This is a genomic window from Nonomuraea spiralis (genome assembly GCF_014648435.1).
In the GTDB taxonomy this organism is placed as follows: Bacteria; Actinomycetota; Actinomycetes; order Streptosporangiales; family Streptosporangiaceae; genus Nonomuraea; species Nonomuraea spiralis.
On sequence record NZ_BMRC01000044.1, the window covers coordinates 1 to 12,697 of the forward strand.

The 12,697-nt window shown below is 71.8% G+C and carries 13 protein-coding genes; 6 read left to right on the forward strand and 7 right to left on the reverse strand.

What is annotated here, in order from left to right:
• Window positions 1–97: 97 nt before the first annotated feature.
• The gene (locus IEZ27_RS49200; RefSeq protein WP_189653574.1) at window positions 98–1,402 is read right to left on the reverse strand and encodes a sensor histidine kinase; all 1,305 of its coding nucleotides are present in this window, start codon (window positions 1,400–1,402) and stop codon (window positions 98–100) included.
• 278 nt (window positions 1,403–1,680) lie between these two features.
• Between IEZ27_RS49200 and IEZ27_RS49205 the strand changes: the two genes are divergently transcribed.
• A complete protein-coding gene (locus IEZ27_RS49205; protein ID WP_189653575.1) occupies window positions 1,681–2,565 on the forward strand; it encodes a cytochrome c oxidase assembly protein in 885 nt (294 codons plus the stop codon).
• On the opposite strand, the gene IEZ27_RS49210 is transcribed toward IEZ27_RS49205, so the two are convergent.
• Complete coding sequence (locus IEZ27_RS49210) at window positions 2,562–3,971, reverse strand: MFS transporter (protein ID WP_189653576.1); 1,410 nt, start codon at window positions 3,969–3,971, stop codon at window positions 2,562–2,564. The genes IEZ27_RS49205 and IEZ27_RS49210 overlap by 4 nt on opposite strands.
• Window positions 3,972–4,080: 109 nt before the next feature.
• Here IEZ27_RS49210 and IEZ27_RS49215 point away from each other — a divergent pair, with 109 nt between their 5' ends.
• The gene (locus tag IEZ27_RS49215; protein ID WP_189653577.1) at window positions 4,081–5,475 is read left to right on the forward strand and encodes a purine-cytosine permease family protein; all 1,395 of its coding nucleotides are present in this window, start codon (window positions 4,081–4,083) and stop codon (window positions 5,473–5,475) included.
• Window positions 5,476–5,515: 40 nt separating this feature from the next.
• Window positions 5,516–6,034, forward strand: a complete 519-nt coding sequence (locus tag IEZ27_RS49220) for a hypothetical protein (protein WP_189653578.1) — start codon at window positions 5,516–5,518, stop codon at window positions 6,032–6,034.
• Between the two features lie 2 nt (window positions 6,035–6,036).
• On the opposite strand, the gene IEZ27_RS49225 is transcribed toward IEZ27_RS49220, so the two are convergent.
• Genes IEZ27_RS49225 through IEZ27_RS49235 form a run of 3 tightly spaced genes read right to left on the reverse strand, consistent with a single transcriptional unit; the run spans window position 6,037 to window position 7,598 of the window.
• Complete coding sequence (locus tag IEZ27_RS49225; protein ID WP_189653579.1) at window positions 6,037–6,321, reverse strand: hypothetical protein; 285 nt, start codon at window positions 6,319–6,321, stop codon at window positions 6,037–6,039.
• Between the two features lie 53 nt (window positions 6,322–6,374).
• Window positions 6,375–6,794 carry a CoA-binding protein gene (locus IEZ27_RS49230; protein WP_189653580.1) on the reverse strand — a complete coding sequence of 140 codons (420 nt, stop codon included), beginning with the start codon at window positions 6,792–6,794 and terminating at the stop codon, window positions 6,375–6,377.
• 39 nt (window positions 6,795–6,833) lie between these two features.
• A complete protein-coding gene (locus tag IEZ27_RS49235) occupies window positions 6,834–7,598 on the reverse strand; it encodes an SDR family oxidoreductase (protein WP_189653581.1) in 765 nt (254 codons plus the stop codon).
• 78 nt (window positions 7,599–7,676) lie between these two features.
• On the opposite strand from IEZ27_RS49235, the gene IEZ27_RS49240 reads away from it, so the two are divergent.
• The 3 genes from IEZ27_RS49240 to IEZ27_RS49250 all read left to right on the forward strand — a co-directional run bounded on the left by IEZ27_RS49240 (window position 7,677) and on the right by IEZ27_RS49250 (window position 11,130).
• A complete protein-coding gene (locus IEZ27_RS49240) occupies window positions 7,677–8,513 on the forward strand; it encodes a helix-turn-helix transcriptional regulator (RefSeq protein WP_189653582.1) in 837 nt (278 codons plus the stop codon).
• 50 nt (window positions 8,514–8,563) lie between these two features.
• Window positions 8,564–9,505, forward strand: coding sequence for a DNA polymerase domain-containing protein (locus tag IEZ27_RS49245; protein WP_229825040.1), 942 nt, complete (start codon window positions 8,564–8,566; stop codon window positions 9,503–9,505).
• Window positions 9,506–9,627: 122 nt separating this feature from the next.
• Window positions 9,628–11,130 carry a M28 family metallopeptidase gene (locus IEZ27_RS49250; RefSeq protein ID WP_189653583.1) on the forward strand — a complete coding sequence of 501 codons (1,503 nt, stop codon included), beginning with the start codon at window positions 9,628–9,630 and terminating at the stop codon, window positions 11,128–11,130.
• A gap of 37 nt (window positions 11,131–11,167) precedes the next feature.
• On the opposite strand, the gene IEZ27_RS49255 is transcribed toward IEZ27_RS49250, so the two are convergent.
• Together IEZ27_RS49255 and IEZ27_RS49260 are read right to left on the reverse strand one after the other, a co-directional pair.
• Entirely contained in the window at window positions 11,168–11,779 is a 612-nt protein-coding gene (locus IEZ27_RS49255) for a hypothetical protein (RefSeq protein ID WP_189653584.1), read from the reverse strand.
• Window positions 11,776–12,537, reverse strand: a complete 762-nt coding sequence (locus tag IEZ27_RS49260; protein ID WP_189653585.1) for a MerR family transcriptional regulator — start codon at window positions 12,535–12,537, stop codon at window positions 11,776–11,778. The genes IEZ27_RS49255 and IEZ27_RS49260 overlap by 4 nt, the downstream gene beginning before the upstream one ends.
• Window positions 12,538–12,697: the final 160 nt, after the last annotated feature.

A 12,697-nucleotide genomic window follows, 5' to 3' on the forward strand; every position in this document is an offset into this window, starting at 1 on the left:
CGGTGTTTCGTTCTTCTTGGTCGTTGAACCAACTACCGGAGACCTCTTCGTTCAACGATCACCGACACGCCTCACACGTGATCTTTCGAAACACGGCCTAGGCGCGGTGCAGCGGCAGGCGGGCGATCAGACGGGCGCCCGGGCTGTGGTCGGCGACCTTGAGGGTGCCGCCGTGGGAGGCGCAGATCTCGCGGGACAGGGCCAGCCCGAGCCCGCTGCCGCCCTTCTCCTTCCTGCGGGCCGCCTCCAGACGGGTGAAACGCTCGAAGACGCGCTCGCGGTCCTCGGGCGGGATGCCGTCGCCGTCGTCGGTGACCGAGACGTAGACGTGCTCGCCCTCCACCCAGATCCGCAGGTCGATCCGGCTGGCCGCGTGGCGGGTGGCGTTGTCGAGCAGGTTGGTCAGCAGGCGGTCGAGCTGGACCGGGGAGCCGAGGACCAGGGCGCGGCCGCACGTGTCCAGGACGATGGGGATCTTGCCGCCCGCGCGGCGGCGTACCTGCTCCTCGGCCAGGCGGCACAGGTCGACGATGCGGCGGTCGGGGATGGCGCCGGCGTCCAGGCGGGCCAGCATGAGGAGCTCGTCGATGATGCCGGTGAGGCGTTCGGCGGCGGCCAGGGCGCGGGCGCCGGTGGCCGGCCAGTCGGTCTCGGCGGGGTAGGAGTTGGCGACCTCAAGCTGCGTACGCAGCGCGGAGATGGGGCTGCGCAGCTCGTGGGAGGCGTCGGCGACGAAGCGGCGCTGGGTCTCGGCGGAGCGTTCGAGCCGGTCGAGGGTGTGGTTGGTGGTGGTGGCCAGGTCGGTGATCTCGTCGCCGGTGTCGGAGACGGAGACACGCCGGCTGAGGTCGCGGCCGGTGATCTCGGCGAGTTCGGCGCGGATGCGTTCGACCGGGCGCAGCGCGGAGGCGACCACGACCCAGGTGATGCCGGCGACGATCACGAGGGCCATGGGGGTGCCCAGGAACACCATGGCGTTCAGCCAGGACAGCGCCCGGTTGACGTCGCTGAGCGAGGAGGCGCCGTACACCGTGACCAGCTCCCCGCTGGGGGTGTGCACCTGGATCGCCATGATCAGGTACTGGGCCTCCTTCTCGTCCCTGAGGCCGGTGAGCGTGCTCTCGGTGCTGTAGATCGTCTCCGGTTTGTCCACCTGGATGCCCGTCAGGCGCTGGCCGCGCAGCCCGGGGCTGCTGGCGATGACGCGGCCGTCGGCGGAGACCACCTGAAGGAGCTGCACCCGGGCCGGGGCCTCAAGCGTGGGGGAGAGCTGCCCGGCGCGTGCCTCGCTGGCCACCCTGCGTACGGCCAGCTCCACCCGGGTCTCCACGAGACCGTGCAGGTTGTCCGGCCCGAGCGTGAGCGTGAGCGTGCCCGTGACGGCCAGGACCACTGCCGCCACCAATGTCGCGAGAGTGGTCAGGCGCCCACGTATCGAGCGGGGAAAGAGCCTTTTCGCCATCCCCCAGAGACCTACCCATAAGGATTCGAACTGGGCAAATGCCGGATCGAGATTCGGCAAGCGGCCCGCAAAGAGGCGTGTTCCCGTCGGGCGACCCCGGTATGCGGTCGAATAGTTGATCACGTGCGAGGCGCCGGAGTGCGACGGCGGACCGCCCCGCCGCGCGCGCCGGCCGGGCGTGGGTGGCCGCCGCAACACATGGGCAAGGTGATCGAGCTGTGCCGCACCACCACCTGAGCGAGTCCTGGGCCGCGCCGGCGCTCGTCGTGCTGATCACGTACGCGGTGCTGGCCACGCGGACGGCGTGGAGCCGGTGGCGTACCGCGAGCTTCGTCGGCGGCGGCGCGCTGCTGACCGTGGCGCTCACCGATCCCGTCGCCTCGCTGGCCACGACCGACCTGCGCGGCCAGACGCTGCAACACCTGCTGATCGGCATGCTCGCGCCCCTGGCTCTGGTGATGGGCGCGCCGGTGACGCTGCTGCTGCGCTCGCTGCCGGTCGCGTACGCGCGCCGCGTGACCCGGGCGCTCCGCGGCACCGCCGTGCACCTGCTGGCCAACCCGTGGACGGCCCTGGCGCTCAGCGCGGGCGGCACGGCGGCCCTGTACTGCACCCCCTTGTACGGGTTCGTCCCCGTGCCGCTCGCGCACGCGTACGTCCTGCTGACCGGCTACCTGTTCGCCTGGGTCGTCGCCGGTCCCGACCCCGCGCCGCGCCGCCCGCCGATGCCGGTACGGGTAGCCGTGCTGGCGGTGGCGGCCGCCGCGCACGCGGGCCTGTCGCAGCTCATGTACGCCGCCCGTACGGACCCGCCGGTGCCGGCCGGCCAGCTCAGGGGCGCGGTGGAGATCATGTGTTACGGCGGCGACGTGTGCGGGCTGCTGCTCGCCCTGGCCCTGGCCGTCACCTGGCGGCTGCGGCGCGACCCGGAGGCGGCCGACGTGGAACTGCTCGCCCCCGGCTTCACCGTCCGGGTTCCGGGCGTGCCCGAGCCCGCCGGGCGGGTCGCCGTACTGGACCGCGAGCCCCCGAGGACGTCGGGCCCGCTCACCCCCTTCGAGTACGGCGACGAACTGGACCACCCGGACCCGGCCGACCTCTAGCCAGGGGCGGCGGTGCGCGAGCGGAGGAGGTCGTAGAGGGCGGCCACCAGGGCCACCAGCACGAACGCCAGCACCACCAGCAGGCCGTGCCGGAAGGCCGTCGGCCACCCCTGCGGCAGCGCGCCGAAGAACGTCGAGCCCGCCGCCGCGATGCCGATCGCCGAGCCGAGCCGCTGCCCGGTCTGCAGCACCCCGGCCGCGCTGCCGCCGCCCTCGGGCGGTACCTCCGACAACGTGATCGCCTGGTTGGGCGAGATCACCAGCCCGCTGCCGATGCCCGCCACCAGCAGCGGCAGCGCGGTCGCCGCGCCCACGCCGGGGCCCGGCACCAGCAGGGTCGCCGCCATGGTCGCCAGCAGTCCCGCGATCACCGTCCCGAGCCCCACAGTGACCACCTTTCTGCCCGCCCGACCGACGAGCCGGCCGCCGACCACCGACGACCCGGCCGACCCGAGCGCGAACGGCGTGATCGACAGACCGGCCAGCAGCGGGCTGTAACCCTCACCGCTCTGGAGGTAGAGGGTGAAGATGAAGAAGATCCCGGTGAAGCCGGCGAAGTAGAACAGGGCGATGGCCGACCCGACGCTGTAGGAGCGCTTGGCGAACAACGACAGGTTCACCAGCGGCTCCCTGCGGTACCGCCGCTCCCAGAGCACGAACCCGGCCAGCACGGCGAGCGAGGCCGGCAGGAGCAGCCACTTGGCCTCGCCCTTCCACTGGTGCTGCTGGATGAACGGCAGCAGCAGGCCCGCCACGCCCACCCCGAGCAGCAGCACGCCGACCGGGTCCATGCTCTCCCGCCGCCCGCTCCGCGCGAGCCCAGGGGCGGGCCCGGGCAGCAGCTTCCAGGCCAGCGGCAGCAGCACGATCCCGATCGGCACGTTCACCAGGAACACCCACCGCCAGCCCTGCTCGGCCCCGAACCCGGTGACCAGCGCGCCGCCGATCAGCGGCCCGGCGGCGGTGGACACGCCGATGGTCGCCCCGAGCGCGCCGAAGGCCCGTCCTCGTTCGTGGCCCAGGAACATCTGCTGGATCAGGCCGGACACCTGCGGGTTCAGCATCCCGGCGGCCATGCCCTGCACCAGCCTGGCCGCGATCAGCACCGGCATGCTCCAGGCGAACCCGCAGGCCGCGCTGGATGCCGTGAACGCCACCACACCCCACATGAACAGCGCCCGGCGGCTCCGGGCGTCGCCCATCCGGCCCGCCGGGACCAGCAGCAGGCCGAACGTGAGCGCGTAGCCCGACAACGTCCACTGCAGGCCGGCGGCGGAGGCGTGCAGGCCCTCGCGGATCGAGGGCAGGGCCACGTTGACGATGCTCACGTCCAGGCCCGCCATGAACGCCGCCACCAGGCACACACCCAGTGCCCGCCGGCGCGTGTCGGAACCGGATGCCTGCATCGCGACCTCTCTGCGGGACAGGGGCCGCGATCATGATTCCCCGCAGGCTGGGAAATATCGTCCGTGGCGGACAATGATTTCTTTGCCGGCCCCCCGCGAAGGAGCGATCATGGACACGATGGCCGTGGAGCGCAACGGCATCAACGCCGTACCCGAGAGCGAGCGGCACGGAAGACCTTCCGGCCTGTTCTGGCCCTGGGCGGGGGCGAACCTCTCCCTGTTCGGCGTGGCGTTCGGTGTGTACGTGGTCGGGCTCGGCCTGGGCGTCGTCCCCGCCATCGTGACCGGGACCGTCGGGTACGCGCTGTCGTTCCTGCTGGTCGGCCTGGTCGCCGTCGCGGGCAGCCGGTCAGGCGTGCCGACGATGACGCTGGGCCGGGCGCCCTTCGGCTACCAGGGCAACAAGCTGCCCGCGGTGTTGTCGTACGTCTCGAACGTGGGATGGGAGATCGTGCTCGTCACGCTCTCCGCGCAGAGCGGCGCGGCCGTGCTGCGGCGCGTGGCGCCCGGGATCCCCGGCACGACCGCCACCGCGGCCTGCTTCGCCGTCTCGGCGCTGGTCGTGATCGCCGTCGGTGTGTACGGCCACGCCATGATCATGGCCGTCCAGCGCTACCTGACGTACGCGTTCGTCGTGCTGACCGTCGTCTACGTGATCCTCATGGCCCCCAAGCTCGGCGGCGCGCTGGAGACGACGGCGGGGCCCGGCGGCTGGGTGGGCGGCGTCATCCTGGCCATGACCCTGCTCGGCCTGGGCTGGGTCAACTGCGGCGCCGACTACTCCCGATACCTGCCCGCCGCCTCCCGGCCCAGGTCGGTGGCCCTGTGGACGATGCTGGGCGGCGCGCTGCCGCCGATGGTGCTGCTGGTCTTCGGCGTGCTGCTGGCCGGCGGTGACCCGAAGCTGGGCGAGGCGGCGGGCGGCGACCCGGTGGGCGCGCTGGCGGCGGCGCTGCCGACCTGGTTCCTGCTGCCGTACCTGCTGACCGTCATCGGCGGTTTCCTGGCCGGGGCGATCATGGACATCTACTCGTCGGGGTTGTCGATGCTGGCGCTCGGCGTGCCGGTCAGGCGGCACTACGCGGTGCTGATCGACGGGGCCCTCATGGTGCTCGGCGGCTACTACCTGCTGTTCGTCTCGGACAACTTCTTCGGCACCTTCCAGGCGTTCCTGGCGATCATCGGCGTGGTGATGGCCGCCTGGGTGGCGATCTTCCTGGTCGACATGTGGCGGCTGCGCGACGGCGGCCGGGCCTACGACGAGCGGCTGCTGCGCCCGGGAGCGCCCGCCGTCAACTGGGCCGGCCTGGTCTCGCTGGTCGTGGCCTCGGTCACGGGCATCGGCCTGATCACGTCCGCGGACGAGCACATCGCGGCGGTCGTCGGGTTCCTGATGAGCGACGAGCTGCGCGGCAGCACGTTCGGGGCGGCCAACATCGGGGTGGTCATCGCGCTGGTGCTGGCCGGGCTGCTCTACTTCGTGCTCACCCTGCGACGCCGCTGACCTACCGGGCCAGGGAAGGTTCCATTACTGTTGGTGAACAATGATGGACTTTCCGTGGTTGTCGCCGGTGTTGCGACTGCTGAGATGGGCCGTTCACGGCACTTTCTGGGCGTTGCTGGTGATCGCCCTGGCGTCCGTGCTGGACGAGGGGCGGTCCGTCGAGGTCGCGGGAGGCGTGCTGCTCGGCGTGCTCTACGGCGTGGGGCAGGTGCTTCAGGGTGACCCGCCGCACCTCGCCGGGCCTGGCCGGGCGGCGCTCGGACGGGTGTGGCTGGGGCTGGTGACCGCGTGCTGGGCCGTCCTGGCCGTGGCCGCGGCGCCGTTCGTGTGGGCGGCGTTCCCGCTGCTGTTCGCGTACCTGCGGTTGCTGCCGGTGTGGGCGGGGACGTTCGGGGTCACGCTGCTGACGTCGGCGGCGATCGTGGCGGCGGGATGGCACGCGGGCGAGTTGTCCGCGGCGCTCGTGCTGGGGCCGCTCGCGGGAGCGGTGGTGGTGAGCTCGCTGGCGCTGGCCTACGAGACGCTGTGCGCCGAATGGGCCCGCCCGCCCGTGCGGTGAGGTCAGCCGGGGCCCGGACGGTGCCAGGGCTCCAGGCGCAGGGCGGGGGAGTTCATCCGGTCCCTGAATTGGCGCGCCCTGGTCAGGCAGTCGGGACAGACGGGCTCGGGCACCGCGCGGGCCAGGGCCTCCGGGGTCGGCTCGCGCTGGGTGCCGAGCACCGACCGGTCCGGAGGCAGGCCGGTCTCCGGATCGATGGTGATCATCGTGACGTTCGCCGCGGTATAGGGGAACGTACGCTTGCACGCGAAGCAGGTGCCGATCGTGGTGATGTGGTCGTCTTCCATGGATCCGCCCTCCTTCACCGCACCGTACCTCGTGTCCGGGGATCGCGGAGGGGTCAGGGATTGCGGCGCAACGCCCACTCGACCGCGGGACAGCGGTCCATCACGACGTCGAGCCCGGCGTCGAGGGCGCGCTGCGCGGCGGCCTCGTCGATCACGCCGATGGGCAGCCACACGGCGCCCGCCCCGGCCGCGATGGCCTCGTCCACGACCTCGCCGGCGAACTCCGAACGCCGGTAGATCGCCACCACGTCGGCCTTGACCGGCACCTCGGCCACTGACGTGTAGCCCGGCTCGCCCAGGACCGGCTTGCCGGCCGGGTGCACCGGGATGATCTTCTTGCCGCGCGACTGGATGCGCTCGGCCTGGTCGTAGGCCGTGCGCTGGGGGTCGTCGCTCAACCCCACGAAGACCCACGTGCCCGCGTCGTGCAGCAGGCTCCTGATCACACGCTGATCCGCGAAACGATCGTCCATGCCAGCCTCAACACGCCCGGCGCGCCGGCGCTTCCCGTCCTACGCCTGCGCGGTCGGCAGCACGACCACCTGGCGCAGGTTGACGTGCCGGGCCCGGCTGACGGTGTACCCGATCAGGTCGGCGACGTCCTCGGCGGTCAGCGGCGTGAACGCCTCGAACATGCCGGCGAGCTGCGTGCCCAGTTCGGCGTTGTCGATGTGGTCGCCGAGCTCGGTCGCGGTCAGGCCGGGTTCGAGGTTGGTCACCCGTACGCCCCTCGGGCCGAACTCCGGGCGCAGCGAGGCCGACAGGTGGGTCAGCGCGGCCTTGGTGGCGCCGTACACGGCGTAGTTCGGGAACGTCAGGTGGGCGCCGATCGAGGAGATGTTGACCAGGTCGGCCGTCCGGCCGGCGTCCGCGGCCGCCAGCAGGTCGGCCGCGAACGCCCCGGTGACGCGGAGCACGCCGGCGACGTTGGTGTCGAGCATGCGCGTCCACTCGTCGGTCCGGCCGCTGTCGATGGGGTTCGGCAACATCACGCCGGCCGCGTTGACGACCAGGTCCGGCCGGCCCAGCCCGTCGCGGACGACCTGCGCGGCGGCGGCCACGCTCGCCTCGTCGGTGACGTCCACGGTGACGGGCAGCGCGGTGCCGCCGTCGGCGTCGATCTTGCCCGCCAGCTCGGCCAGCCGGTCGGCGCGGCGGGCGAGGAGGGCCACCTTGGCGCCGTTGGCGGCCAGGAGGCGGGCCGTGGCCTCGCCCATGCCGCTGGCGGCTCCGGTCACGACGGCGATGCGGCCCGAGAGGTTCTCGTAGTTCGTCATGGCTCTCACCCTGGCCGAGGCCGGCGCTCTTACCCAGCGCACGGCTTTTCCTGGTAAAGCCAGTACTACCCTGAAGCGATGGAAGGTGATTTGGGGCAGTTTCTCCGTTCTCGTCGGGCCCGGATCCATCCGGAGGAGGCCGGGCTGCCCGCGTCGGGGCGGCGGCGGGTCACCGGGCTGCGGCGCGAGGAGGTCGCGCTGCTGGCCGGCGTGAGCGTCGACTACTACATCCGCCTTGAGCAGGAACGCGTCCAGAACGTCTCCGACGCCGTGCTCGACGCCGTCGCCCGGGTCCTGCGCATGGACGACACCGAACGCGCCCACCTGCGCGACCTGCTGCGCCCGGTCCGGCACGCCGGGACCCCCGTCCTGCGCCCCGGGCTGAGCAGGCTGCTCGACCTGGCCGACGGCATGCCCGCGTTCGTCCTCGGGCCCCGGATGGACGTGCTGGCCTGGAACGCGCTGGCCGACCGCGTCAGCGGCTTCGCCGGCCTGCCGGACGACCGGCGCAACCAGCTCGTACAGGTGTTCCTGGCCCCGCACACGCGCACCCTCTACCGCGACTGGGCCGACGTGGCCGCCGAGACGGTCGCGTACCTGCGGCTCTACGCCGGCCGCCACCCCGGCGACCCGCTGCTGCCCGCGCTGGTCGCCGAGTTGTCGGCGTCCCCCGACTTCGCACGCCTGTGGGAGGAGCACGGCGTCGCCGAGAAGACGTACGGGAGCAAGCGCCTGCGCCACCCCGAACTGGGCGAGCTGGACTTCGCGTACGAGACCCTGGCCGTGCCCGGCCAGCCCGACCTGCTGATCGTCATGTACACGGCCGACCCCGACTCGGAGACCGGCCGCACGCTCGCCCGGCTCCGGGAGGAGATCGGCGCCTCCCGGTCGCTCGCCCACGCCACGCCCGTCTGACGGCGCGCCCGATCTTGACCGGGGCCCGGCCGGTCGGCATCGTGGGACGGGTGACCGGCGATGACGTTGTGCTGACAAATCTCGACCAGCCGCTGTTCGACGGGTCCGGCGCCACTAAGCGCGACCTGGTCGACTACCTCGACGCGGTCGCCGGCCGCATCGTCCCGGCGCTGCGCGGGCGGGCCCTGTCGGTGTTGCGGGTACGGCCCGGCCAGGAGCCCTTCATGCAGAAGAACCTGCCCAAATACGCTCCTTCCTGGATCAGGACGGTCAACGTCTGGGCCGAGGCGTCCCGGCGGCAGGTGTCGTACGCGCTGTGCGACGACCGGCGCACCCTGCTGTGGTTCGCCAACCAGCGGGCCGTCGAGTACCACCCGGCGCTGTTCCTGGGCGGGCATCCCACGCACATGATCCTCGACCTCGATCCGCCGGAGGGCAGCGACTCCTTCCCGCTCGCCGTACGGGCCGCCCTCCTCGTCCGTCAGGCGCTCGCCGACGCCGGGCTGGCGGGCGCGGTCAAGACCAGCGGGGCCAAGGGCGTGCACGTGTTCGTCCCGGTCCCGCCGGGCACGGGCGTGGAGGACCTGGCCGCGGCCACCCGGGCCCTGGCCGCCCGCGCCGAGCGCATCGACCCGGACCTGGCCACCACGGCGTTCATCAGGGAGGACCGCGCGGGCAAGGTGTTCATCGACTCCACCAGGGCCGGCGGGGCCACCGTCGTGTCGGCCTACAGCCCGCGGGTGCGGCCGGGGGTGCCGGTCTCGTTCCCGGTCCCGTGGGAGGAGATCGACCGGGTCGCGCCCGCCGACTTCACCATCCACAACGCGGCCGGGCTGCTCGGCGACCGCGACCCGTGGGCGGAGCTCATGCCGGAGGCGCGCCCGCTGCCGGCCGACCTGGTCGCGGAGGGGCACACGATCCCGGTGGCCCGCGTACAGGCGATGCACGAGGGGAAGCGCCGTGCCCGTGCTCGCCGGGCCGAGTCGCCGTAATGTCCGGATATTGACGCATTGGCGTAGGCCGATAGACCTTCTCAGGGGTGCTTCGGCGGGTTACTTTCCGAATCACTGCGGCTCGGGGGATTTCTCCGCATCTCACTCCTAGGGGAGCCTGCATGCGCAGAATCATCATCGCGTTGGTCACCGCTCTCGCCTTACCCGTCGCCATGGCGGTCCCGGCGAGCGCGGGCCCACTCGACGACGTCTTCGCCAAGCTGCTCGTGAAGCAGGTCAAGGGCGAGAACGTCAGGAAACACCTGGAAGCACTCCAGTCGATCGCGAACGCCAACGGCGGCACCCGCGCCGCCGGAACACCCGGCTACAACGCCTCCCGCGACTACGTGGCGGGCAAGCTGCGCAAGGCCGGTTACAAGGTCACACTCCAGCCGATCAACTTCGTCCAGAGCTGGACCGAGAACAGCCCGCCCACACTCGCCCGGACCGCGCCGGACGCCAAGTCGTACGCGTCGAACGAGGACTTCTACTCCTTCGAGCCCTCACCGGCCGGTGACGTGACCGCGCAGGTCCAGGGCGTGGACCTGATCCTGCCCCCGACCCCGACGCCCACCTCGACCAGCGGCTGCGAGGAGTCGGACTTCGCCGGGTTCGTGGCCGGACGCATCGCGCTCATCCAGCGCGGTACGTGCGCGTTCGCCCAGAAGATCCGCAACGCGGGCCGGGCCGGCGCGTCCGGGATCATCGTGTTCAACGAGGGCCAGCCGGGCCGGACCGAGGCCTACCCGCTGGACATCGGCGAGTGGCGGGCGAACGTGCCCATGGTCTTCGCCGACTTCGCCGTCGGCAACGAGCTGGCCACCGGCACGCCCACCGTACGGCTCAAGGTCGACTCCACCCTCGTCCTCGGCACCAACGACAACGTGATCGCCGAGTCCCGGTTCGGTGACCCGGGCAACGTCGTCATGATCGGCGGCCACCTGGACAGCGTGACCGTCGGGCCCGGCATCAACGACAACGGCTCGGGCAGCGCGACCATCCTCGAGGTGGCCGAGGAGATGGCGCACTTCCCGGTCAAGAACAAGGTGCGGTTCGCGTTCTGGGCCGCCGAGGAGATCGGCCTGCTCGGCTCCGACCAGTACGTCGCGTCGCTGTCCCAGGCACAACGCGACAAGATCCGGGTCTACCTGAACTTCGACATGGTCGCCTCGCCCAACTACGCGTACAAGCTCTATGACGGCGACAACTCCGACAACCAGGGCTCGCCGGCCGGCCCGCCCGGATCGGCGCAGATCGAACGGCAGCTCGCCGACTTCTACGGCTCCCGCCACCTGCCCACCGTGGGCACCGACTTCGACGGGCGTTCGGACTACGGGCCGTTCATCGCGGTCGGCATCCCCGCGGGCGGGATCTTCACCGGCGCGGAGGGCATCAAGACGGCGGAGGAGGCCGCGCTGTTCGGCGGCGTCGCCGGACTCCCGTACGACGCCTGCTACCACCAGGCGTGCGACACGATCGCCAACATCAACGCGACCGCGCTCGACGTGGACGCCGACGCGGTCGCCGACTCGACGGCCAGGTTCGCCTTCAACCTGCGCGGCATCCCGCCGCGGACCGCCGCGACCGCGGCCAGGTCCGCGGTCGCGGTGCAGTCGGCGAGCTGAGAGGGTGATCCCGGGCGGGGCCTCCGCCCGGGATCTTTCAGTTGGACGTACGCGCGGGGGAACGCAGGGCGGCGACCATGGCCGCCGGGTCGTCGGCGAAGAAACGGATCGAGGTGACCTCGGCCCGCTTGCCGAGCGGCCGGACCGCGACGACCGGCTCGCCGAGCTCCACCGTCACGTTCGTCCGGGACGCGACCGCGACGTTCAGCCGCCCGCCGTCCACCGTGATGAACCCGTTCTCGTTGTAGCTCTGGGTGACGCGGACCGAGGTGATGAGGTCGCGCGGCACACGGAGGTCGAAGTAGGCGGCGTACCGTACGCGCAGCTCGTCCTCGGTGACCACGTGTGGCCTGGTGACGGAGGCGGCGGCCATGAACACGACGAACAGCAGGCTGTACAGGTCGAGGATCAGCACCGGCACGCGCACCGCCGACGGCACGTCGTTCACCAGCAGCAGCAGGTCGACGACCCCCGTCTCGACGGCCATCGCGAACATGAACAGGCCCAGCGTGAACGCCTGCTCCTTGGCGTACGACAGGGGGGTCGCGCCGTCCGGCACGCCGTGCCGCCGCCGGGCGGCCCACAACCCCACGCTGGTCATGCCGGCCAGCTCGAACCTCAGGGCCGCGCGTACGACGTGCAACATCACGCTCTCTCCTTCAGCTTGGTGAACACCAGCCGGAGCACCTCCGCCTGCGCGGGCGACAGCTCCCCGGTCATCGCCTCCATCCAGGACAGCTCGGCCGCGGGACCGGACGGCATCATCCCGGCCAGTTCGTCCGGGACGTGAGCGGCCATCTCCTCGGCGAGCGGCCCGACCCGCTCGTCCCCGGCCTCCGCGTCCGCCAGCTCGTCGAGGCGCCGGTACAGCGCGTGCCCAGCGTCGAGCTTGCCCGGCTCGGTCATGGGCCGCATCAGCTCGGCCAGGTTCGCCTGGCCCTCCTCGTCGGACAACACGGTCGCCAGGGTCAGCAGCTCGTGGTCGAACGCCCCGAAGACCGACCCGCCGCTGCCCAGGTCGCGCAGCACGTCCGCCGCGTCGGGCGACATCATCGAGTCGGGGCTCAGCTCCGGCTGCGCGAGCAGCGCCGCCAGTCGGGCCCGCCGCGCCGCGATGGCCTCCTGCTGCCTGGCCAGGTCGTCGTCCAGCTCCCGCAACGCCTCCCGGAAGTCCGCACCCCGGAAGTCCGCGCCCCGGTCGCCGGACAGCGCGTCCCGCAACTCCTCCAACGACAACCCGAGCCCGGCCAGATGCCGCACCCGCGCCAGCCGTACGGCGTCGCGCATCCGGTACTCGCGATAACCGTTGGGAAGCCGCTCAGGCTCGGGCAGAAGGCCCAGATGGTGGTAGTACCGCACGGTACGGGTAGAAACCCCGACCAGCGCGGCCAACTCGCCGATCCGCATGCCCTCATTAGACAGGTTGACGTCGCGTCAAGGTCAACCCGATGTGGACCGGCCGGTGGGGTTGTGCTTCGAGGGGGCGCGTACGTCTTCGTTGTGTGGCTCGACATGACGATTCGCGGATGTGGTGGTGACGCCGTAGCGATCTTGCGGCGACAGGATC